The sequence below is a fragment of the Sphingopyxis sp. TUF1 genome, assembly GCF_036687315.1.
Lineage (GTDB): Bacteria > Pseudomonadota > Alphaproteobacteria > Sphingomonadales > Sphingomonadaceae > Sphingopyxis > Sphingopyxis kveilinensis.
On the sequence record NZ_CP144683.1, the window covers coordinates 2,794,891 to 2,816,050 of the forward strand.

Annotated in this window: 20 protein-coding genes and 1 other RNA gene; 15 read left to right on the forward strand and 6 right to left on the reverse strand. The window is 65.1% G+C overall.

Features of this window, described 5'->3' with window-relative positions:
- Positions 1–62: 62 nt before the first annotated feature.
- Positions 63–1,247, reverse strand: a complete 1,185-nt coding sequence (rnd, locus tag VSX77_RS13135) for a ribonuclease D (RefSeq protein WP_338425060.1) — start codon at positions 1,245–1,247, stop codon at positions 63–65.
- Between the two features lie 119 nt (positions 1,248–1,366).
- Between rnd and VSX77_RS13140 the strand changes: the two genes are divergently transcribed.
- From VSX77_RS13140 to VSX77_RS13170, 7 genes are all read left to right on the forward strand, one after another.
- A complete protein-coding gene (locus tag VSX77_RS13140; RefSeq protein ID WP_338425061.1) occupies positions 1,367–1,696 on the forward strand; it encodes a hypothetical protein in 330 nt (109 codons plus the stop codon).
- Positions 1,696–3,207 carry an FAD-binding protein gene (locus VSX77_RS13145; protein WP_338425062.1) on the forward strand — a complete coding sequence of 504 codons (1,512 nt, stop codon included), beginning with the start codon at positions 1,696–1,698 and terminating at the stop codon, positions 3,205–3,207. Before VSX77_RS13140 ends, VSX77_RS13145 begins: the two co-directional genes overlap by 1 nt.
- A 97-nt stretch (positions 3,208–3,304) precedes the next feature.
- Positions 3,305–5,086 carry an aspartate--tRNA ligase gene (gene aspS / locus VSX77_RS13150; RefSeq protein WP_338425063.1) on the forward strand — a complete coding sequence of 594 codons (1,782 nt, stop codon included), beginning with the start codon at positions 3,305–3,307 and terminating at the stop codon, positions 5,084–5,086.
- Positions 5,087–5,116: 30 nt separating this feature from the next.
- Positions 5,117–6,139 carry a hypothetical protein gene (locus tag VSX77_RS13155; RefSeq protein ID WP_338425064.1) on the forward strand — a complete coding sequence of 341 codons (1,023 nt, stop codon included), beginning with the start codon at positions 5,117–5,119 and terminating at the stop codon, positions 6,137–6,139.
- Positions 6,136–7,008 (forward strand): alpha/beta fold hydrolase, encoded by an 873-nt coding sequence (locus VSX77_RS13160; protein WP_338425065.1) that lies wholly within the window; start codon positions 6,136–6,138, stop codon positions 7,006–7,008. Before VSX77_RS13155 ends, VSX77_RS13160 begins: the two co-directional genes overlap by 4 nt.
- 98 nt (positions 7,009–7,106) lie before the next feature.
- The gene (locus VSX77_RS13165) at positions 7,107–7,892 is read left to right on the forward strand and encodes a polyphosphate kinase 2 family protein (RefSeq protein ID WP_338425066.1); all 786 of its coding nucleotides are present in this window, start codon (positions 7,107–7,109) and stop codon (positions 7,890–7,892) included.
- Between the two features lie 45 nt (positions 7,893–7,937).
- Positions 7,938–8,483 (forward strand): J domain-containing protein, encoded by a 546-nt coding sequence (locus VSX77_RS13170; protein WP_422397229.1) that lies wholly within the window; start codon positions 7,938–7,940, stop codon positions 8,481–8,483.
- A gap of 448 nt (positions 8,484–8,931) precedes the next feature.
- On the opposite strand, the gene mtgA is transcribed toward VSX77_RS13170, so the two are convergent.
- The 5 genes from mtgA to VSX77_RS13195 all read right to left on the reverse strand — a co-directional run bounded on the left by mtgA (position 8,932) and on the right by VSX77_RS13195 (position 13,678).
- Positions 8,932–9,642 carry a monofunctional biosynthetic peptidoglycan transglycosylase gene (gene mtgA, locus VSX77_RS13175; RefSeq protein WP_338425068.1) on the reverse strand — a complete coding sequence of 237 codons (711 nt, stop codon included), beginning with the start codon at positions 9,640–9,642 and terminating at the stop codon, positions 8,932–8,934.
- On the reverse strand, positions 9,564–10,784 hold the full coding sequence (locus VSX77_RS13180; protein ID WP_338425069.1) for a M23 family metallopeptidase: 1,221 nt from the start codon (positions 10,782–10,784) through the stop codon (positions 9,564–9,566). The genes mtgA and VSX77_RS13180 overlap by 79 nt, the downstream gene beginning before the upstream one ends.
- A 78-nt stretch (positions 10,785–10,862) precedes the next feature.
- A complete protein-coding gene (locus tag VSX77_RS13185) occupies positions 10,863–11,696 on the reverse strand; it encodes a LytTR family DNA-binding domain-containing protein (protein WP_338425070.1) in 834 nt (277 codons plus the stop codon).
- A 44-nt stretch (positions 11,697–11,740) separates the two neighbouring features.
- Positions 11,741–12,643: an RNA polymerase sigma factor RpoH gene (gene rpoH / locus VSX77_RS13190; RefSeq protein WP_338425071.1), complete on the reverse strand. Its 903-nt coding sequence runs from the start codon at positions 12,641–12,643 to the stop codon at positions 11,741–11,743.
- 78 nt (positions 12,644–12,721) lie between these two features.
- A complete protein-coding gene (locus VSX77_RS13195; RefSeq protein ID WP_338425072.1) occupies positions 12,722–13,678 on the reverse strand; it encodes an RluA family pseudouridine synthase in 957 nt (318 codons plus the stop codon).
- Positions 13,679–13,947: 269 nt separating this feature from the next.
- Between VSX77_RS13195 and VSX77_RS13200 the strand changes: the two genes are divergently transcribed.
- The 8 genes from VSX77_RS13200 (at position 13,948) to rnpB (ending at position 21,132) form a co-directional block, all read left to right on the forward strand.
- Positions 13,948–14,592 (forward strand): histidine phosphotransferase family protein, encoded by a 645-nt coding sequence (locus VSX77_RS13200; protein ID WP_338425073.1) that lies wholly within the window; start codon positions 13,948–13,950, stop codon positions 14,590–14,592.
- Between the two features lie 64 nt (positions 14,593–14,656).
- Positions 14,657–17,053, forward strand: coding sequence for a chemotaxis protein CheA (locus VSX77_RS13205; RefSeq protein WP_338425074.1), 2,397 nt, complete (start codon positions 14,657–14,659; stop codon positions 17,051–17,053).
- Positions 17,050–17,487, forward strand: coding sequence for a chemotaxis protein CheW (locus tag VSX77_RS13210; RefSeq protein WP_338425075.1), 438 nt, complete (start codon positions 17,050–17,052; stop codon positions 17,485–17,487). Before VSX77_RS13205 ends, VSX77_RS13210 begins: the two co-directional genes overlap by 4 nt.
- A 75-nt stretch (positions 17,488–17,562) precedes the next feature.
- Positions 17,563–17,937, forward strand: a complete 375-nt coding sequence (locus VSX77_RS13215) for a response regulator (RefSeq protein WP_338425076.1) — start codon at positions 17,563–17,565, stop codon at positions 17,935–17,937.
- Positions 17,938–17,955: 18 nt separating this feature from the next.
- Entirely contained in the window at positions 17,956–19,068 is a 1,113-nt protein-coding gene (gene cheB, locus VSX77_RS13220) for a chemotaxis-specific protein-glutamate methyltransferase CheB (protein ID WP_338425077.1), read from the forward strand.
- The gene (locus VSX77_RS13225) at positions 19,065–19,937 is read left to right on the forward strand and encodes a CheR family methyltransferase (RefSeq protein WP_338425078.1); all 873 of its coding nucleotides are present in this window, start codon (positions 19,065–19,067) and stop codon (positions 19,935–19,937) included. The genes cheB and VSX77_RS13225 overlap by 4 nt, the downstream gene beginning before the upstream one ends.
- A 67-nt stretch (positions 19,938–20,004) precedes the next feature.
- Positions 20,005–20,694 carry an N-acetylmuramoyl-L-alanine amidase gene (locus VSX77_RS13230; protein ID WP_338425079.1) on the forward strand — a complete coding sequence of 230 codons (690 nt, stop codon included), beginning with the start codon at positions 20,005–20,007 and terminating at the stop codon, positions 20,692–20,694.
- 55 nt (positions 20,695–20,749) lie between these two features.
- Positions 20,750–21,132, forward strand: an RNA gene (gene rnpB / locus VSX77_RS13235) — RNase P RNA component class A.
- Positions 21,133–21,160: the final 28 nt, after the last annotated feature.

Below are 21,160 nucleotides of genomic sequence, written 5' to 3' on the forward strand. Positions count from 1 at the left end.
TGCTTGGTGAGGCTGCTGGCGGCCCCCGCCTGCGCGGGGGCGACGTTTATATCGTTACCGGCTTATTCTTCGACCGTCGCCGCGTCGATCTCGCTCATCACCAGCTTACCGTTCTTGACGGCAAAACCCATGCGTCCTTCGACCAGGTCGACCGCGGCGTGGCCGAACACTTCGTAACGCCAGCCTTCCATCATCGATATGCCGGTGCGCGCCCCGGCGGCAAGCGCCTCCAGCTCGTCGCTGCGTGCGATCAGCCGCGCCGCGACGTTGAGCTCGCGCGCGCGGATTTTCAGGAGCAGTTTGAGCAGGTCGGCGACCAGCGCGCCTTCCTTGCCCAGCCCCGGACCGCGCGGCGCCCGGTCGGGCATGTCGTCCTTGCCCAGCGGCTTGGCGTGCGTCAGCGCGTCCATCAGGCGGGCGCCGATGTCATTGCTTTTCCACGTCGCCGACAGCCCGCGGACGCGGCCCAGCCCCTCCTGATCCTTCGGCGGGTGCGCGGCAAGATCGGCCAGCGTTTCGTCCTTGACGATGCGGCCGCGCGGCAAATTCTTGTTGCGTGCCTCGCGTTCGCGCCACGCCGCGAGCGCGCGCAGGCGGCCAAGTACCTCGGGCTTGCGCGACGGAATTTTGATCCGCTGCCACGCATTTTCGGGATCGACGCTGTAATTGGCCGGATCGGCCAGCTTTTCCATTTCCTCGTCCAGCCAATGGCCGCGGCCGGTCTTGATCAGCTTGTCGAGCATCATCGGGAAAATCTTGGCCAGATGCGTGACGTCGCCGATCGCATAATCGATCTGCCGCGTGTCGAGCGGGCGGCGGCTCCAGTCGGTGAAGCGCGCGCCCTTGTCGAGTTGAAGCCCTAGCCACGCTTCGACGAGGTTCGAATAGCCGACCTGTTCGGCCTGGCCGAGCGCCATCTGACCAATCTGCGTGTCGAAAATCGGGTGCGGCGTCTTGCCGGTCAGGTTGAAGATGATTTCGACATCCTGCCCGCCGGCGTGAAAGACCTTAAGCATATCCTCATTGCCGACGAGCAGGTCGAGCAGGGGTTGAAGGTCGATCCCCTGCGCCATCGGATCGATCGCCGCCGCATGGTTACGGTCGGCAATCTGGATCAGACAAAGCTCCGGCCAAAAGGTGTTTTCGCGCATGAATTCGGTATCGACGGCGATGAAATCGCTGCCTTTGACAAGGTCGCAGAATTCGATGAGCGCGGCATTGGTATCGATCAACGGATGGACTTGCATAGCGCGCCTATACAGCTAGTTGAAAAGAACGGGCAGGAAAAATTGCGGGGCGCCCGGCCGCCGCTCTTCGGACCGCAAAGCCGAAGCGCCGGCGGGGGAAAGACGAGGGGGATTGGGGCATGATATGGCTCGGTTGGGCGCTGGCCGCGCTTGTTCTTCTGCTGCTTTTCGGACAATATCTCGCCGGTCAGGCGGATGTGTTCGTGTCGATCGCCAACCCCAGGCCGCTCGACGAAGAAATGGTGGTGGTGACGCTGAAAGGCTGGGGGTTCGCAGCGCAGGCCGCAGAGCCGTTCGTGACCCCCGAATCCGACCATGGCCTGTGTGATGTTCGTGTCTTTGCGACGCGGCGCCAGACGCTCGTGTCGATCGCCAGCTTCGGTTTCCTGCGCCCGGTCACTGTCGCGTGGCGCGCCCATGCCGGGATTCAGCCGTTGGGGGATGCGTGATGCCCATCGTCCAGATCGGTACCGAGGGCAGCTGGCGCAACTATCACGGCACCGGCACTTGTCAGGCGGCGACGCGCTTTGCGCTGCGATCGGGCGATGCGGCGCGCGGGCGCGACGAACTTGCGGCAGCGGCGCGCGCGGTTCAGGACTGGCTTGCAGCCGCTGAAGCGGCGGGGCGGCGCGTGCGGCCGCTGGGCGCTGGCTGGTCGCCGTCGAACATCAATATCGCCTCGCAAAGCTGGCTGCTGCATACGCGGCGCTTCAACCGCTGTTTCCGCATCAACGCCGATGATGTTCGCCACGGTGTCGATGCCGGCGCGCTGATGCTCGTCGAGGCGGGGGCGCTTGTCGACGAAGTGTCCGACAAGCTCGAGGCGCAGGGCCGTTCGCTATGGACGAGCGGTGCGGGCAATGGCCAGACCTTCGCGGGCGCCTGTGCGACCGGCACGCATGGCTCGATGGTGGCGCACGGGGGCATCCAGGATCATATCCGCGCGGTGCAGATCGTCACGCCCGCGGGCGTCCACTGGATCGAACCGAAGGCGGGCGCGATGAGCGACGCCTTCATCGCCGCTACCGGGTCGCAGCCGCTGCGCGACGACGATCTTTTCGCAGCCGCACAGATGCCGGTCGGCGCGCTGGGCATCGTCACCGCGCTCGTCGTCGATAGCGTGCCCCGGTTCCTCGTCCGGCCGATCCAGAATCTCCGCAAGGTCGACCGCGCCGCGCTCGATTGGCTCGCGGCGGGCGATTTCCGCCGCTTCTCGGCCGCCTATGCGCTCGACCGCGATCCCGATTTTGTCCAGATGATCGTCAATCCCTACAAGCCGTTCAAACGCCCCGCGATGCTCCGTTTCCTCTACCGCGAACCGTGGCGCGACGATTATCCGCGCGCGACGCCGGGGCAGCTTGGCGCGGGGTATGATGCGCTCACGCTCCTCGGCCGCCTGCTCAATGACTATCCCTGGGCGCGCGGCGCGCTGCTGCAATTTGCGATGAAGCTCGGCTATGCCTCGGGCCCCGACGTCACCGATGCGCCCGTCTATGGCAGCTGGGGGGAGGGGCTCGACACGCACCGTCCGCTCGCCGACCTGTTCAACGCGTCGGTCACCATCGACCGCGCCGACCTCGTGCGCGCGTTCGAGCTGATCTGCGCCGTCTATGCGCGCCACGGCGGGTCTACCGTCGTCACGCTGCGCTTCATGCAGCGCGCCCAGGGTCTGCTGGCGCCCGCGCGCTTTGCGCATAATGCGGTGATCGACTTCGACGGGCCGCGCAGCCCGCGCACCGCCAATGCCTACGCGCGCGTCGTCGAGCGGCTCGATGCCGAGGGGATCGCCTTCACGCGCCACTGGGCGAAAAGCTGCAACCTCGGCGCGGCGCGCGTCGCCGCCGATTATGGCGAGGATTTCCGCCGCTGGTGCAGCGCGCGCGACCGGCTGCTTCCCGATCCCGCGCACCGCGCGCTGTTCCGCAGCGAGGTGCTCGACGGGTTGGGGCTCACCTGCTGATCGGGACAAGCCTTGACAAATCCGGCCCGGCCCTGCCTTAGGCGCGGCCATAAATCACTTTAAACGTGACGTCCCCAAATCTTCGAAAGACCATGAAATGCACGCCTATCGCACCCATCATTGCGGCCAGCTTCGCGCCGAGCATGTCGGCCAGACTGTGCGCCTCTCGGGCTGGGTGCACCGCAAGCGCGACCATGGTGGGCTGCTGTTCGTCGACCTGCGCGACCATTATGGCCTGACGCAGATCGTCGCCGACAGCAGCGATTCTGCCTTTGCGACGCTCGACGGCCTGCGCGCCGAAAGCGTCGTGACGGTGACCGGCGACGTCGTCGCGCGTTCGGCCGAAACGGTAAACGCCAACCTGCCGACCGGCGCGATCGAAGTGCGCGCGCGCGAGGTCGCGGTGCAGTCGGCCGCGGCCGAACTGCCGATGCCGGTCGCGGGCGAACAGGAGTATCCCGAGGACATCCGCCTCAAATATCGCTTCCTCGATCTGCGCCGCGATCGGCTCCATGCGAACATCATGCTGCGCTCGAACGTGATCGCCAGCCTGCGCCGCCGCATGGTCGAACAGGGCTTCACCGAATATCAGACGCCGATCCTCACCGCCTCGTCGCCCGAGGGCGCGCGCGACTATCTGGTGCCGAGCCGCGTCCACCCCGGCAAATTCTATGCGCTGCCGCAGGCACCGCAGATGTTCAAGCAGCTTCTGATGGTCGCGGGCTTCGACCGCTATTTCCAGATCGCGCCCTGCTTCCGCGACGAAGACGCGCGCGCCGACCGCAGCCCGGGCGAATTTTACCAGCTCGATTTCGAAATGAGCTTTGTCACGCAGGACGATGTGTTCAACGCGATCGAGCCCGTGCTCGCGGGCGTGTTCGAGGAGTTTGCGAACGGCAAGTCGGTGACGCCCGCCGGTTCCTTCCCGCGCATCCCGTATCGCGAATCGATGCTGAAATACGGCAATGACAAGCCCGACCTGCGCAACCCGCTGATCATCACCGACGTGTCGTCGCACTTCACCGGCTCGGGCTTCGGCCGCTTCGCTGACATCGTTGCGGCGGGTGACGTCGTGCGCGCGATCCCCGCGCCGGCGACCGCGGAAAAGAGCCGCAAATTCTTCGACGACATGAACAGCTGGGCGCAGGGCGAAGGGTTCGCGGGCCTCGGCTATGCGACGCGCAAGGGCGGCGAATGGGGCGGCCCGATCGCCAAGAACCACGGGCCCGACAAGATGGACGCGCTCGCCGCCGAGCTGGGTCTCGGCCCTGACGACGGACTGTTCTTTGCCGCGGGCAAGGAAGCGCAGGCTGCCAAGCTCGCGGGCCTCGCGCGCACGCGCGTCGCCGAGCAGCTCGACCTTATCGACCCGAACAAGTTCGAAATGTGCTGGATCGTCGATTTCCCGATGTTCGAACTCGACGAGGAAACGGGCAAGATCGACTTCAGCCACAACCCCTTCTCGATGCCGCAGGGCGAACTCGAGGCGCTCGAGACCAAAGACCCGCTCGACATTCTCGCCTGGCAATATGACATCGTCTGCAACGGCGTCGAACTGTCGTCGGGCGCGATCCGTAACCATCGCCCCGACATCATGTACAAGGCGTTCGAGATTGCCGGCTACAGCCAGGCCGAGGTCGATGCCAATTTCGCGGGCATGATCAACGCCTTCAAATATGGCGCGCCGCCGCACGGCGGGTCGGCGCCGGGCGTCGACCGCATCGTCATGCTGCTCGCCGACGAGCCGAACATCCGCGAAGTCGTCGTCTTCCCGATGAACCAGAAGGCCGAAGACCTGATGATGGGCGCCCCGGCGCCGGTCAGCGACAAGCAGCTGAAGGAACTCGGAATCCGGATCATGGATTCCGCAGGCCGTTGATGATACGCGCGCGGAGTAGGATTTAGGGTTATGACGGAGTGGTCCCGCCGCGCGCTTTTGACGTCGGGCGGGAGTTTTGCTGCGCTCGGAGGCTATGCGTCGGCTCGCGCCGATGAAGCCGAGCCGTCGAACAAGCTATATTTCGACGACTTGCAACGTTTTGAAATGCATATAAGTGCCATGCCTCCGCAAGAGGCGGTGGCTGCTTATCTTGCGACACCCTCCGCGGGTCTGACCGCCTATATGCGCACTTACCGGATTACGCCCGACGCCTATTTACAGCGCCTGGCCGAACGGCCTCGCTTTTATCGGTCGATTGTCGGCCTTCGCGAGCGGTTAAGGCCTTACGAAACGGCGATCACTCAGGCGATGGTGCGCGTCCGAGCGTTTTTACCGGGGACACCGGAGGTGCCGGTATTCTTCCTTGTGGGTACCCTCGGGCCCGGAGCCACGCCGCGGGAAGTCCGGCGCGGTGCCGACGCGACCAGCCTCGGAATTCTGATGCCCGCCGAACATCTCGCGATGACGGTCGACACGGACATGTCCGAATTTCCCGAGGGGCGTGCCGGGCGGGCGAACGTCGGAGACGTGACCGGCTTTGTCTCCCACGAATATGGGCATGTGGCCCAGGTCCATCTGCAGGGACTGGCACGATACCGCGAACTCTACACGATTCCCGGAAATGCCACGAATCTTGCCATGGCCATACGCGAAGGCGGCGCGGATTATATTTCATGGCTCGCTACGGGTCAGCGGCGCGAACGTCACCGCTATTTCGATGCTCACGCGCGCACATTGGGCCGCGAGTTCGTAGCGATTGCCCATCTGCCCGCAGCGGATTTTCGGGGCTGGTTCAGCGGAGTCGACTCAAATAATCCCGGTCGTCCCGCTCAGATCGGCTATGCGGTCGGATTCGATATTTGCCGACATTTTATGGATGCGGCTGCGGACCGATCGGCTGCTCTCCTTGCGATCGCCTCGGCGAGCGAGGCAAAGGATTTTCTCGCCATTGCCAGCGCTTATCTTGCTGAACAAGGGAGCGTGAAGTCTTGAGCGACCCGCAGAGGCACCGGCTGGAAACGCCGGACGGCGACATCTGCTGGTTCGAATGGGGCGAGCGCGGTGCAGCCGCATCGCTGTTGCTGCTGCACGCGACCGGCTTTCACGCGCGGCTCTGGGATCGCGTTGTCGCGGCACTGCCCGCGGGAACGCACGTTATCGCGCCCGATCATCGCGGCCATGGGCGGAGCTTCCGCCCTGCGACGCTCGCCGACTGGGCGGCGACTGCCGACGTGCTGCTCCCGCTCATCGACGGCTTCGGCGGACGTCGGCTGGTCGGTTGCGGACACAGTATGGGCGGCTATGTGCTGACCCGGCTCGCCGCGCAGCGGCCGGCGGCTTTTCGCCACCTTGTCCTGATCGATCCCGTGATCATGGAACCAGCGCTTTACGACGGCGAGGACGCCAGGCCGATCCCCGATCCCGCCGATCATCCCATCGCGCGGCGGCGCAACGCCTGGACCGACACCGAAGAGATGCGCACACGTTTCGCCGACCGGCGGCCCTATGCAAAATGGGATCCCCGCGTGTTGGCCGATTATTGCACGCATGGCCTGCGTCCGGCGGCCTCCGGCGAAGGACTCGAACTCGCCTGTCCGCCCGCGCTCGAAGCGTCGGTCTATCAAAATGCGCTGCGCACCAGCCCGTATGAGTGGCTGCACCATCTGGCCGCGCCATCGACCCTCATCCGCGCGCTGGGCGGAGAGCGCGACGGCCCGCTCGATTTTTCGCTCAGCCCGACCTGGGTGGACCTGGGTCCGGCAATCGGCGCCGTTCGCGACGAATTGTGGTCGGATCATAGCCATTTTATCCCGATGGAAGCGCCTGCGCGCGTCGCGGCCTTGCTCGCCGAGCTGCTTTGATCGCCTGACAGTAGGGAAGCCCATGCGCACTGTCCCGGAATATGACAGCAGCGCATCACCCTTGGTAGGACGCACCGGCTTGCGCTAAGGATTGGCCCATGACCCTCTCGCTTTCCGAATATGAAACCGGCGCGAAGTTCGGCGGCGACTATTCCAAGGCGCTGGGCGCGCTCACCGAGCGGCTGGAACGGCTTCAGGCCGCACATATCATTCACCGTCAGCGCAGCGTGATCATGGTCGAGGGCTGGGACGCGGCGGGGAAGGGCGGGATCATCCAGCGGCTCACCGCGTCGCTTGATCCCCGCTATTTCGAGGTGTGGCCGATCGGCGCGCCGACCGACGAGGAAAAGGCGCGCCACTTCCTCTGGCGCTTCTGGAAACGCTTGCCGGGAACGCGCGAAATCTCGATCTTCGACCGCAGCTGGTACGGTCGCGTGCTCGTCGAGCGCGTCGAGGGTTTCGCGACCGAGGCCGAGTGGCGCAAGGCCTATGACGAGATCAACGAGTTCGAGGCGCAGCTGACGGGCAGCGCGACCCACCTCGTCAAACTGTTCGTTCATGTGACGCAGGAAGAGCAGGACAAGCGCTTCGCCGACCGGCTCGACGATCCGTGGAAGCAGTGGAAGACCGGGCCGGAGGATTATCGCAATCGGGCGAAACGCGCGGAATATCTGGCGGCGATGGAGGATATGTTCGCGCAGACGCACACACGCTGGGCGCCGTGGAAAATCATCGACGGCAACAACAAAAAGGCGGCGCGCATCGCCGCGCTGACGCATGTCGTCGAAACGCTTGAGACCGCGGTGCCGATGACTCCGCCCAAACGCGACCCCGCGGTGGTCAAACTTGCGGCCAAGGCCTTCGGCTACAAGCCGAAGGATTAGGATTTTCGGCCTGCTTGGGTAGCAATCGGGCGCCCCAGCCGCTACATGGACCCGATGAGCCGCGCCAAAAGATCCGACGATTGGGGTTTTCCCCGCTGGCGCCCCTATGGCTCGTCGCGCGAGGCGCAGCAGGTGCGGCTCTGCGACCGGCACGGCTGCACCAACCCCGGCAACTGTCCCGCGCCCAAGTCGCCCAACAGCCCCGAACGCTGGTATTTCTGCGAGACGCACGCCGCCGAATATAATCGCGGCTGGGACTATTTCGCCGGGCTCAGCGCCGAGGATGCCGCCGCCCGCGCGGCGGAGGAAGCGCAAGGCGCCCGCAGCTATGCCCGCGCCCAGCATTACGCCTGGGGCGGCGCGGGCGACGGCAGCCGCAGCGCCGACGAAATGCGCGCGCTCGAAATCCTGGGGCTCGATCCCGACGCCGATTTCGACGCGACGAAAAAGGCCTGGCGCACCTATGCCAAGGAATGCCATCCCGACGTCAAGCCCGGCGACGATGACGCGGCGAAGCGCTTTGCCGCAGGGCAGGCAGCGTTCGAGGTGCTGAAACAGGCCGAAGAACGCAAGAGCTGGAAACCGGCCTGAGGGGCGTCTGGAAACGACCGGAAGCGGACATAATATCCTCCCTGTGGCCAAAGGCCATGGGGAGGGGGACCGCGCCCGCAGGGCGTGGTGGAGGGGCCGCGGCGTCGCGTGATTGCCCCTCCGTCAGCGCTTCGCGCTGCCACCTCCCCATCGCTGCGCGACAGGGAGGATCGTTACCGATTGCGGACATAAGGAAAAGCCAGCCCCTCCTCTTCAGGGGAGGGGCTCAGGCGGTCGCAACGGCAACTCCCAACTCCAAAACTGCCCCTCCGCCAGCCAGCCCAAAAATCGCTGTCCTACATCCCCGCCCTATGCCAGCCATTCACTCGGCTCTTTGACATCATCGCTTTTCCAACCTTCTTCTAAAGCGACAAAGGAGACAGTTTCGCCGCGCACATGCGTATCTTTTGTCGCTTTAAGCACGCCGCATACGCAATCGACGGCTGCCCTATCGATAAACGCATCCATCCAGCCCGTCGCGCCGGACCTGGCCGATCCGCGCGGCGATCGTGTTGCCATAGCGGCGCGTAAAGCCCGACGGGCTCACCGCCTCGCGCTTCTTGGGCAGCGGCAGGATGGCGGCGATGCGCGCCGCTTCGCGCGGAGTCAGTTTGGCCGCGCCATGTTTGAAATAACGCTGCGCCCCCGCCTCGACGCCATAGGTACCGATCCCCGTCTCGGCGACGTTGAGGTAAACTTCCATGATCCGGCGCTTGCCCCAGATCGTCTCGATCAGGAAGGTGAACCAGACTTCAGGCACCTTGCGGACATAGCGTGTCCAGCCGCTGCCCTGCCACAGGAACACATTTTTCGCGGTCTGCTGGCTGATCGTCGATCCGCCGCGCAGCCGCTTGCCCTTGGCGTTGCGCTCAATCGCTTCCTCGATCGCTTCGGTGTCGAAACCGCTGTGGCTGCAAAATTTGCCGTCCTCGGCCGCGATCACCGCGCGCACCATGTTGCGGTCGATGTCGGACAAGCTGGTCCAGTCCTTGGTGATGCCGTTACGGTCGGCCAGCATCGTGAACGTCACCGGCGGCGGCACCACGGCATAGACGAGCACCCAAAGTACCGAAAAGGCGATCAACGATAACAGCCATTTGACGGGCCGGAGGATCCAGGAGCGCTTGCGGCGTTTTGCGGATTTGGCGTTCGCGGGCATAGCGGTTCATTAGCCGCTTGGTCGCGCGCGACAAGCGGCTGTTTGCTCGGCGCGGGCTCGAAACGGATCACAGCATAGGGAGCGGGGAGGCCGTCGACCGGCCGTTCGGTTTCAGCGCGCCAGGGCCGTGCCGCGTCGAAATCCGCGCGGCCTGGATAGGCGCCGACGATGCGGCCGGCCTTCAGCCGATACGGCAGGCCTTCGCCGTCGAGCGGCGCGATGCCGTCGGCGACGTGGAAATGCAGGTGCGGCTGGGTGACATGCCCCGTCGATCCGACACGTCCGATGACCTGCCCCTTGCGGACACGCTCGCCTTGCCGGACGGGGATGCCCGGCATCAGATGCTGGTAAAAGGCATAGCGGCCGCCGGGCAGCCGCTGGACGATCATCGTTCCCGTCTCATCCTCGATGCTGGCAAGCGCGCCGGGGGCATCCGGGTCCTTGGCGACCAGGATTTCGCCATCGGCGACCGCCAGCACATCCGCGCCCGACCCGTCGGCGGCCACATCAGTCCCGGCCGATGCGCGATCGAACCCCGCGGCGGGCATCCAGTCGATCGCATGGCGTCCGGGCAGGCGCACGCGCCCCGCGACGGCATAGGGATAGCGGCGATGGCCGTTATCGACCTCGGGCAGCGCGACTGCGGCCCACGGCCCGCCGCGCAGCGGCGCGCCGAGGTCGAGGCCGGGGGCGGGCGCCGGCACGAAGGCGCCGCCTTCGATCGCGACCGGTCGGCCTGAGGCGTCCGCGCCCTTCGGCACCAGGCCGATCCGGTGGATGAGCGGCTCCGCGCCACGGCCGCGCCACGATACCGAGATATAGAAGATCGCGCGCTGCCCGGGCGCAAGATCATATGCGCCGCCCTGTTGCGCGCCGATCCGCCGCATGATCCCGGCCGGAGCGAGGCGCGCGATCGGAGCAGCGTCGCTGGCGGAGCGCAGCTCGACGTCCGTGACCGTCAGCGTTTGCGCGGCAAAATTGGTCGCATGAAGCTCGTAGACGAGCCGGTCCTCGCCGTCGATCCGGGCGATCGGCGGGCTGTACAGGACCGTGAGATGCAGCGACTGATAAGGGCGCACTTCGGCCATCGCAGGCGGAACGTCCGGTGCGGAGAGGAGCAGGAGGAGGAGGCTGAACGGCATGGGGGGTCTCCACGATGAAGGGGAGGCCGCGATGGCGGGGAACGCCCGCTGCGCGCGAGCACCGATCTGTGAGCGGGACTATTCGGCGGGTTCGGCGGGTGCTGATCGCGGATCGAGGAGCGCGGCGAGATTGTCGCGGTAGCGGCGGCTCAGCCGCAGCTGCTCGCCGCCGACCAACCGGACATGCGCGTCGCCGCGCGCAATCGGTTCGATCTCGCGCACCCGGTCGATACGGATCAGCGCGCCGCGGTGGATGCGCGCGAAGTCGGCGGCAGGCAGGCGCTTGCTGAGCGAGGTCAGCGATTCCTCGATCAGCGTCGTGCGGCCCGACGCATGGATTTCGGCATAGTCGCCCGCCGCGCCGATCCAGTCGATGGTATCGAGCGGGATGCGCGTCAGGCGCCCACGGCTGCGGATTTCGATCGCGTCGGTGGGTGCGTTAGCGGCCCGACGTGGGCGCGGCCAGCGCACCCAAAGGATCGTGGCGGCGACCAGCGCAAGGTAGAGCATCGTGTTCGTATCGAAATTGCGAACGAACATGATGTCGGCCATCTCGCCCCGCGTCTCAATGCGGGCGTTGCGATACACCGGCCAATAGACGAGTCCGAACAGCAGGACATGCGCGTAGGCGACGACGGGCCACAGCAGCAGATAGGCGGCAATCCGCCCCCACCATGGCTTGATCCTGCGCTCGATCGCCAGCGCTGCGCCGACGATCGGCCAGCTGAGCAGCGCCCAGATCGAATAGATCGCAGCGACATAGCCCAGAGTCGGCCACCACTCCTGCGCCTGACCGCGCCAGGCCGCGACCAAATAGCCTTGCCCGGCTTGCGCGAGTGTGACGAGCGACCAGGCCGCCAGAATGAGAGCGCTCCACCCTATGCGGCTGGTCGGAGCATGGAGGCGGATCAACGTCGGCCGCCCGCGCTGCGCCGTATCAGCCGCGCCGTCCGTCGTCAGGCGGTCAGGAGGCGCCGGTCGCCGGCGAGCTTCAGCATCGCCTTTTGCAGCTTCTCAAAGGCGCGCACCTCGATCTGGCGAACGCGCTCGCGGCTGACGTCATAAACCTGGCTCAGATCCTCCAGCGTCTTGGGATCGTCGGTCAGGCGGCGTTCGGTCAGGATATGGCGCTCGCGCTCATTCAGCGTCTCGAGCGCTTCGGTCAGCAGGTCGTGCCGCACGTCGCGCTCCTGCGCCTCGGCGACGCGCTCGTCCTGCAGCGGGCCTTCGTCGCCCAGCAGATCCTGCCACTGGCTGTCGCCATCCTCGCCCATCGGGACGTTGAGCGAGGTATCGCCGCCCATCGCCATGCGGCGGTTCATGCTGACGACTTCTTCCTCGGTGACGCCCAGGTCGGTCGCGATCTTGGCGACATGTTCGGGACTGAGATCGCCGTCCTCGAATGCTTCGAGGTTGTTCTTCATCCGACGGAGGTTGAAGAACAGCTTTTTCTGCGCCGCGGTGGTGCCCATTTTGACGAGGCTCCACGAACGCAAGATGAATTCCTGGATCGAGGCGCGGATCCACCACATCGCATAGGTGGCAAGGCGAAAGCCGCGTTCGGGGTCGAACTTCTTCACGCCTTGCATCAGGCCGATATTGCCCTCGCTGATCAGCTCGCTGACCGGCAGACCATAGCCGCGATAGCCCATCGCGATCTTCGCCACGAGGCGAAGGTGGCTGGTGACGAGCTGTGCGGCGGCTTCATTGTCGCCATGCTCCTGAAACCGCTTGGCGAGCATATATTCCTGCTCGGGCGTCAGAAGGGGGAATTTGCGGATTTCGGCCAGATAGCGGTTCAGGCTCGCCTCACCGCCGAGCGCGGGTACCACTGCCGGAACATTGCTTTTGTTAGCCATGGAGAGTGTCTTCCCTAAAACCTGAAATCATCCTGCCGCGGTTGCATCCAGCGGTCAAAATAGATTTTTATTCGAAACCTAAACGCGCAGTTCATCGAGCAGTTCCCGCATGTCCGCTGGGAGTTCGCTGTCGAGCGCGATCCTGTCACCGGTCACCGGATGAATAAAGCCCAAATGGGCCGCGTGCAATGCCTGCCGCACGAAATTCCGTGCTTTCAGCACGTCCGACAGCGGCTTTCGGGCGCGACCATAGACCGGGTCGCCGACCAGCGGGTGGCCGATATGCGCCATATGGACGCGCACCTGATGCGTCCGGCCGGTTTCCAGCCTACATTCGACCAGCGTCGCGCCCCCCAGCGGTTCGATGGTGCGATAATGGGTGATCGCATGTTTGCCGCGACCTGCCGCCACGACCGCCATCTTCTTGCGGTTGGTACTCGACCGTCCAAGCGCCGCGTCGACCGTCCCTTTCGCGGGCATCGGGCGCCCGGTGGTGAGGGCCAAATAACGGCGGTCGATGCTGTGCGCGGCGAATTGCCTCGCTAGTCCCTCGTGCGCCTTGTCATGCTTGGCGGCGACGATCAGCCCGCTCGTATCCTTGTCGATGCGGTGGACGATCCCCGGCCGCGCGACGCCGCCGATGCCCGACAGTTGCCCCGCGCAATGATGGAGCAGCGCGTTGACCATCGTGCCGTCGAGATTGCCCGCGGCGGGATGGACGACCATTCCGGCGGGCTTGTCGACCACGATCAGATGCTCGTCCTCATAAGCGATGACGAGGTTCATATCCTGCGCGGTGTTGTGCGCGGGCAGGGGGGCGGGCAGGCGTATCTCGATCGTAGCGGGCGCGGCAGTTTTGGCAGCGGGATCCCAGAGCGTTTCTCCGCGCCGGTCGAATACGCGGCCGCGCTTGATCAGGCCCTTCAACCGCTCGCGCGACAGGCTTGGAAGCGCCTCGGCAAGCGCCCGGTCGAGCCGCAGCCCGGCCGCCGCGTCATCAAGCGTCACGGTCAGTATCTCGTCGTCCCCCAACATCGAAGGCGATGTGGTGACAGGCCCCGGGATTACAAGTGCGTCGCAAATTTCCAAACCTGCTCGGCCATCCCGGCGCAGGCGGAGATCTCGGCCTGGCATCGTCACGCACCGGCGATATCCCGGCCTGCGCCGGGATGACGATGGGGAAAGAGACGGACGGGGCAGATTTTGGAGGATATGGTATCGCGCTTGCCCTTTCCCCCTCGGCTGCACTAGGAGCGGCGCACGCCGGGTAAATCCGGCGGCTGCGCTGGGGAGCCTTTTTATTCATGTCCGACGACCGCGTCGATTTCGCCTCCATGCTGGCCTCGCGCCTGTGTCACGATCTGCTCAGCCCCGTTGGCGCCTTTGCCAACGGTCTCGAACTGCTCGCCGACGAAAAAGACCCCGAAATGCGGGCGCGTTGCATCGAACTGCTCGAGCAGAGCGCGCGAACATCGGCGAACAAGCTCAAATTCTTTCGCCTTGCTTTCGGATCGGCGGGCGGTTTCGGCGAACTCGTGCCGCCCGAGGAGGCCAAATCGGCGATCGAGGGGATCATCGGCGATCGTGCGATCACGCTAAACTGGATGATCGGCGCCGACCCGCTGCCCAAGCCCGCGGTCAAGATCGTCCTCAACCTCGCGCTGCTGCTCGTCGATGCGCTGGTGCGCGGCGGCCGGCTCGATGTCGGCTGCGAAAAGCAGGGAGAGGGCATCGAAATCGCGCTGCATGTCGAGGCCGAACGAATTTTCCTCGACGCCGATGTCGAGCGCATATTGGCGGAGGGCGAAGGCGCCAGCCCGATGACCTCGCGCACCGCACCTGCCGTTCTGGTGCAGGCGGTCGCCCGGCAGAGCGAGGGGACGGTAATGCTGGCGCGCGAAACGCCGACGTCGCTGCTCGTCGGCGCGGTATTGCGCGGCCGCGGGTAAAGCCACTTTTAACCATTGTCGGCCATGGTGACGCTTCACGTTTCTGGGGCGCGCCGGTACCATAATGGACGATTTGCTGAACGACTTTCTGGCCGAAACGGTCGAAATCCTGTCCGACGCGAGCGGGGCGATCGTGGCGTGGGAGGCCGATCCGGCTGACCGGGCGCAGCTCGACGCGATTTTTCGGTTCGTCCACACGATCAAGGGCAGTTCGGGGTTTCTCTCGCTGCCGCGGGTGACGGCACTTGCCCATGCCGCCGAGGACGCGCTCGATCAGGTGCGCCGCGGCAATCGCACCGCTGATGCCGCGCTGGTTTCGGCCGTTCTGGGCATCGTCGACCGGCTGAATATTCTTTGCGCGGCGCTGGGGCAGGAAGGCATCGAACCCGCCGGCGACGACAGCGATGTGATCGGCGCGCTGTCGGTGCGGGAGCGGCCAGAATCCGCGGGGCCGCCCGCGGCGGTTGCAGGCGTGCCGCTCCGCCGCGAAGAGGATGTGGGCACCGACCTGAACGGCTGGCGGTCGATCCGTGTGCCGCTGCCGCTGCTCGACAGCGTGATGACCGGCGTCACCGACATTGTACTGGCGCGGAACGAATTTGCCCGGATGCTGCGCGAATCGGGTGCCGACAGCGCGACAATCGCTGCGTTTGATCGCTTGTCGGATTCGATCGCGGGGATGCGGCAATCAGTCAGCCAGATGCGGATGCAACGCATCGACAAATTGTTCGCGCCGCTGCCGCGCATCGTTCGCGACCTGGCGCAGGATCTGGGCAAGAAAGTCGCGTTCCAGATGAGCGGCGGCGAGGTTGAACTCGACCGCGAAATGATGGAAAATATCCGCGATCCGCTGATCCACATCGTCCGCAACGCGATCGATCATGGCATTGAGACGCTGGACGACCGGGTCGCGGCGGGCAAGGAGATTACCGCGACGATCTCGGTCGCCGCGCGCCAGTCGGGTAACCAGATCGAAATCGAGGTGCGTGACGATGGGCGCGGCCTGTCGCCCGACGCGCTGGTTGCGAAAGCGATTGCGTCGCGCCTGATGACTGCGGCCGATGCGCGGGCGCTGTCGCCCAAGGAAAAGCTTGAGCTCATATTCCGTCCCGGTTTTTCCACCGCGGCAAAGATTACCTCGGTTTCGGGCCGCGGCGTCGGCATGGACATCGTCAAGGCCAATGTCGAGAAGATCGGCGGCATCGTCGAACTGCGCAACGACGAAGGTCGCGGGCTATCGATCCTGCTCCGCGTGCCGATGACGCTGACGATCATTTCGGGGCTGATGGTGCGCGCCGCGGGGCAATATTTCGCGATCCCGCGCGGCGCGGTGCGCGAAATCCTGCTCGAAAGCGGCGATACGGTGCGCATCGACCGCGTCGGCGGCGGCGAATTGGCGACGGTGCGCGGCGAGCAATTCCCGCTTCTGCGCCTGGAAACCGTCCTTGGCTGCGCGCGTGGTATCGACGACGATGTCGACGACCGTGCGCTGGTCATCGTGCGGCCGGGGCAGGGGCAAAGCTATGCGCTGAGCGTCGCCGCGATCCACGACCATGAAGAACTGGTGATCAAGCCTGCGGCGCCGATGATCATGGCGACGGGGCTTTATGCGGGAACGACGCTGCCCGATAACGGCCGCCCGGTTTTGCTCCTCGACGTGCAGGGCCTGCTCGCGGTGGCCGGGATCGACGCCAGCGAAGCGGGGCGCAACAAGGACGGGCTGGCCGACGCCGAAGCCGATGCGCTCGCGTCGCGCAATGCCACGCAGCTGCTCCTGTTCCGCGACACCGATGGGCGGATGCGCGGCATTCACCTGTCGGTGATCGAGCGCGTCGAGGATGTTCCGACCAATGCGCTGTTCGAAAGCGCAGGGCGCGTGCAGGCACAGATCGGTGAGGAGATTTTCCCGGTTCATGCCGCCAAGCCCCCGGCCGGGGATGGAAACATCAAGCTTTTGCGCCTCCACGATGGCCGCGCGGTGCTTTGTTACCCGATCGCCGAAGTGATCGACATCGTGCGCTTGCCCGACGCGATCCAGCCTTCGGCGGCGCCCGGATTGATCGCCGGCCTCGTCCTTGTCGGGGGCGAACCGGTCGAGCTGATCGATCCTTTCTGGCTGATGGAGCAACACTCGGCCGGAACGCAAGCGCCGGGGCCGCGCGAGCCGCTATGCCACCTGACCGACGATCACGACGGCTGGGGCGCCAATTTCCTGGCGCCGATCCTGCGTAGTGCGGGGTACCGCGTGACGGCCCCGGGCGAGGAGGCGGACGAAATGCCTGACCTGCTCCTCTGCCTGTCCGACGACAGCGGCGCGTGCGACCATTTCGGCGAGGTGCCGGTGATCCGTCTGCGTTCGTCGGTGGCCGCCACCGCGCCCGATGACCACAGCGTCTATCGTTACGACCGCGAGGCGTTGCTCGCCGCGATGCGCCGCCGCGTCGGGGGGACAAGGCCATGATGGATAAACTCTATCTGATCGCGCGCATCGCCGACACCCGCGTTGCCCTGCGCAGCCGGACGATTCATTCGGTCGTAACCGTAGGCGCGCCGGTCGAGGTTCCGGCGGCGCCGCCGCATGTCGCAGGGCTGTTCGCCCTCCGCAGCCGTGTGTTCACGCTGATCGATCCGCATGTCGTCATCGGTCTGCCACCGGTGCCCGTTGCCGCCGGTCAGCGCGTGATCGTGATAGAGGTTGCCGAGCATGGCTACGCGCTGCTTGCCGACGAAATCGAAGATGTCTGCTTCATCGACGCGCCCGAAACGCGCGTTGCCGCAAAATTGCTTCCGGGCTGGGCGCGCGTGGCTCACGCAATGATCGAGCATGACGGCGCTTCGCTGCTCGTCGTCGATCCATCGCATCTCATTCATATGCCAAGCTTAAAGGCAGCATGACTCGTGCCGTTTATTAACGCGCTGGACACGTCTTGTCCGTAACATGGCCGCATCCCGGGGCTCGGAGTTAGTTTGATGTCGAAATCCTGTCTGGTCGTCGATGACAGCAAAGTCATTCGCAAGGTTGCGCGCCATATTCTTGAAAGCATGTCCTTTGCCGTCGAGGAGGCCGCCGATGGACAGGAGGCGTTAACCTATTGCCGCGCGAATCGCCCCGACGTGATCCTGCTCGACTGGAATATGCCGGTAATGAGCGGCATGGAATTTCTGGGGGCATTCAACGATCTGGATTACGGCCACGAAGAGCGTCCGCGCGTCGTTTTCTGCACCACCGAAAACAGCATCGATCATATCCGTGCCGCGATCGAAGCCGGCGCGGACGAATATGTGATGAAGCCGTTCGATCGCGAAACGCTCGAAGGAAAGCTGCAACTCGTCGGCATCGCCTGACGCAAGGGGGCCGGCTCGATGGCGCTTGCGCAAACACTGATCTCCGATCCGGATCCGCCCGCGCGGACGGTGCGGGTGATGCTGGTCGACGACAGCCTCGTCGTCCGCAGCATCCTTGAACGGATCGTCGAGCAGCGCGCCGGCCTTCATGTCTGTGCATCGGTCGCCTCGGCGCAGGATGCGCTCGACTATCTGGCGCGCGAACCCGTCGACGTTGTCGTCCTCGACATCGAAATGCCCGGGATGAACGGTATCGACGCGCTGCCGCACATATTGGAGCGCGCGGCGCGGGCGCGCGTGCTCATCCTGTCGTCGAACTGCATCGAGGGCGGGCCCGCGGCGATCGACGCGCTGGCGCTCGGAGCAAGCGATACTTTGGCAAAGCCCGGGCGCGGCAGCTTTTCCGGCCGTTTTGCCGAGGTGCTGACCGAGCGTATCCTGACTCTGGGCAACCAGCAGGAGTTTCCCGCGCCTGTCCCCGTCGCGCAGCGCCGCGCGCCAGCGCCCGTCTCGATGGTCGTCGATACCGACCAGCCCATCGAATGTATTGCGGTTGCCGCATCGACCGGCGGCATCCCCGCCTTTACCAATTTCCTCGCCAACCTCGACGCACGGGTGACGGCACCGATCCTGCTGACGCAGCATCTGCCCGATGCGTTCATGGAGTTTTACGCGCGGCAGATCGCGATAATGACGACGCGGCGCGTGCATGTCGCGGCCGCCGGCATGGCAGTCGAGCCGGGGCATATCTATCTGGCGCCGGGCGACGCACATCTGCTGGTCATCGCAAATGGCGCGCGCCGCGAAATAGCGCTCGACCGCCGTCCGGTCGACAATGGCTGCTGTCCGTCGGCCGATCCGATGCTCGATTCGGTTGCCGAGACCTATGGCAAGGGCGGTGTTGCCGTGATTTTGAGCGGCATGGGGCGCGATGGCGCTGTGGGGGCGGCGCGGCTCAAATCGGCCGGAGGCACCGTTTTTGCCCAAGCCCCCGAAAGCTGTGTCATCTGGGGAATGCCGGGCGCCGTGGTGAAGTCGGGGATTGCCGCCGCGACGCTGAATCCCGACGCAATCGCGTTGATGCTCAGCAGCTTCCTGCCCGGGCGTACGCAGGGGCGGAGGCGGTCATGATGGGATCGGGCGCCAGCGAATCGGCATATCGCGTGCTGATGGGGGTGCTCGAATCGCGGACCGGCCAGACGCTGTCGCCAAGCCGGATCTGGCGGATCGAAATGTCGCTTAAGCCGGTGATGCAACGGCACGGCATCGCCGATCTCGACGCGCTGGTTGCCGCGCTGGTGACGTCGACGAGCCGCCAACTGCTCGACGATACGGTCGATGCGATGCTCAACAACGAAACTTTTTTCTATCGCGAACATAGTGTGTTCGACGATATTGCTGTGAACGCACTTGAAAAATTGCGGACGATCAACGCCGACCGTCGGCGGCTCACCATCTGGCATTGCGGCGTTTCGACGGGCCAGGAAGCCTATTCGATGGCGATGCTGATTGCCGAACAGGGCGCGAAATGGGCTGGATGGCAAGTGGACATTGTCGGCACCGACGTCAGCCATCAGGCGATCGGCCGTGCGCGCGTCGGCCTCTACAGCCAGTTCGAAATTCAGCGCGGGCTGCCGGTACAGCGGATGGTGCGCTGGTTCGACCAGACCGAGGGCGGCTGGCTCGCCAAGGCGGATCTGCGCCGCCGGATCGATTTTTCGGTGCAGAATATGCTGATCGACCGGCCGCCGCTCGCGTCGCCCGCCGACCTTATCTTCTGCCGCAACCTGCTGCTCTATTTCTCCCTGCCAATGCGGCAAAAGGCGTTTGCGCGGCTGCGCGCGGTGGCGGCGCCGCACAGCTTTCTCGTGCTTGGCGCGGGCGAAACCGTACTGGGCCAGACCGACCAATTCGTCGCCAGCCCGCGGCTCCGTGGCCTCTACGAACCCGCCGACCAGACCGTGCGGCGCATCGACCCGGCGCGACCGATCGCCGCTTGACCTTGCTTTTTGTGCCCCGCTGGCGCAAGCGACGGACGGGCAGCCAGAGGACGGGCCAAAGAAGCGCATGAGCGATTTTATCGAACGCTGGTCTCCCAATTTCGATGAGCGCGCGCTCCCCGTTTCGATGATCGTCCTGCATTACACCGGTATGAAGTCTGGTGCCGAAGCCATTGATCGGCTTGCCGATCCCGCGGCAAAAGTGTCCGCCCACTATGTCGTCGGCGAGGATGGCCAGATCATCCAAATGGTGCCCGAGGACAAGCGCGCGTGGCACGCGGGCCAATCGCACTGGCGCGGCGTCAGCGACATCAACTCGGCGAGTATCGGGATCGAAATCGTCAATCCGGGGCATGAGCATGGTTATGTGCCGTTCCCCGATCCGCAGATCGCCTCGGTCGTGCGGCTCGTCCATCTCGTCAAGGATCGCCATGCGATCACGCGCGGCAATGTCGTCGGCCATTCGGACGTCGCGCCCACGCGCAAGCAGGATCCGGGCGAGTTGTTTCCGTGGGAGGAACTTGCGCGCCGCCGCCTCGCGCTGCCGCGGCCGACCAAGAAGCTGACCGATCCGCTGTGGACCGACGCGGGTTTCCTTCTGGCGCTCGAACGCTTTGGCTATGATGTGACCGACGGTTTTGCGGCGACAGTCGCTTTCCAGCGACGCTTTCGCCCAGAACTGATCGACGGGACGATCGACGGTGAATGCCGGGCGATCCTGCTGGCGCTACTGTTACCGCAGCCCGAGGGGAATTGAGCGGCCTCTACATTCACTCGCCATTCCCCGTCATTCGCGCTATACTCGCCGCTTGCCAGAGGGTCGGGCGATCGCCGCTTTCGCAAGGAAGGGGAGGAAAGTCCGGGCTCCACGGAAACCACGGTGCCGGATAACGTCCGGCGGCGCCCGTAAGGGGGTCAGGGAAAGTGCCACAGAGAGCAGACCGCCAAGGCTTCGGCCCGGCGAAAGGTGAAAGGGTGCGGTAAGAGCGCACCGCGCGAACGGTAACGGACGCGGCACGGCAAACCCCACCGGGAGCAAGGTCGAATAGGGATGGCATGGGGAAACCAGGGCTGGTTCCGGCCCCGCCGTCCGGGTTGACTGCTTGAGCGTTCGGGTAACCGTTCGCCTAGAGGAATGATCGCCCATCCCCGGCAACGGGGTGGACAGAACCCGGCTTACAGACCCTCTGGCATCTCTCCCGACGCCGCACCGCGGGGAACCG

Excerpts from the sequence above, each read along its gene's own strand:
- aspS (WP_338425063.1), top strand. The coding sequence starts at position 3,305 with ATGCACGCCTATCGCACCCATCATTGCGGCCAGCTTCGCGCCGAGCAT.
- VSX77_RS13170 (WP_422397229.1), top strand. The coding sequence starts at position 7,938 with ATGGACCCGATGAGCCGCGCCAAAAGATCCGACGATTGGGGTTTTCCC.
- VSX77_RS13225 (WP_338425078.1), top strand. The coding sequence starts at position 19,065 with ATGATGGGATCGGGCGCCAGCGAATCGGCATATCGCGTGCTGATGGGG.
- VSX77_RS13145 (WP_338425062.1), top strand. The coding sequence starts at position 1,696 with ATGCCCATCGTCCAGATCGGTACCGAGGGCAGCTGGCGCAACTATCAC.
- rpoH (WP_338425071.1), bottom strand. The coding sequence starts at position 12,643 with ATGGCTAACAAAAGCAATGTTCCGGCAGTGGTACCCGCGCTCGGCGGT.
- VSX77_RS13215 (WP_338425076.1), top strand. The coding sequence starts at position 17,563 with ATGTCGAAATCCTGTCTGGTCGTCGATGACAGCAAAGTCATTCGCAAG.
- VSX77_RS13195 (WP_338425072.1), bottom strand. The coding sequence starts at position 13,678 with ATGTTGGGGGACGACGAGATACTGACCGTGACGCTTGATGACGCGGCG.
- rnd (WP_338425060.1), bottom strand. The coding sequence starts at position 1,247 with ATGCAAGTCCATCCGTTGATCGATACCAATGCCGCGCTCATCGAATTC.
- VSX77_RS13140 (WP_338425061.1), top strand. The coding sequence starts at position 1,367 with ATGATATGGCTCGGTTGGGCGCTGGCCGCGCTTGTTCTTCTGCTGCTT.
- VSX77_RS13230 (WP_338425079.1), top strand. The coding sequence starts at position 20,005 with ATGAGCGATTTTATCGAACGCTGGTCTCCCAATTTCGATGAGCGCGCG.
- VSX77_RS13210 (WP_338425075.1), top strand. The coding sequence starts at position 17,050 with ATGATGGATAAACTCTATCTGATCGCGCGCATCGCCGACACCCGCGTT.
- VSX77_RS13180 (WP_338425069.1), bottom strand. The coding sequence starts at position 10,784 with ATGCCGTTCAGCCTCCTCCTCCTGCTCCTCTCCGCACCGGACGTTCCG.
- VSX77_RS13200 (WP_338425073.1), top strand. The coding sequence starts at position 13,948 with ATGTCCGACGACCGCGTCGATTTCGCCTCCATGCTGGCCTCGCGCCTG.
- VSX77_RS13205 (WP_338425074.1), top strand. The coding sequence starts at position 14,657 with ATGGACGATTTGCTGAACGACTTTCTGGCCGAAACGGTCGAAATCCTG.
- VSX77_RS13155 (WP_338425064.1), top strand. The coding sequence starts at position 5,117 with ATGACGGAGTGGTCCCGCCGCGCGCTTTTGACGTCGGGCGGGAGTTTT.
- mtgA (WP_338425068.1), bottom strand. The coding sequence starts at position 9,642 with ATGCCCGCGAACGCCAAATCCGCAAAACGCCGCAAGCGCTCCTGGATC.
- cheB (WP_338425077.1), top strand. The coding sequence starts at position 17,956 with ATGGCGCTTGCGCAAACACTGATCTCCGATCCGGATCCGCCCGCGCGG.
- VSX77_RS13165 (WP_338425066.1), top strand. The coding sequence starts at position 7,107 with ATGACCCTCTCGCTTTCCGAATATGAAACCGGCGCGAAGTTCGGCGGC.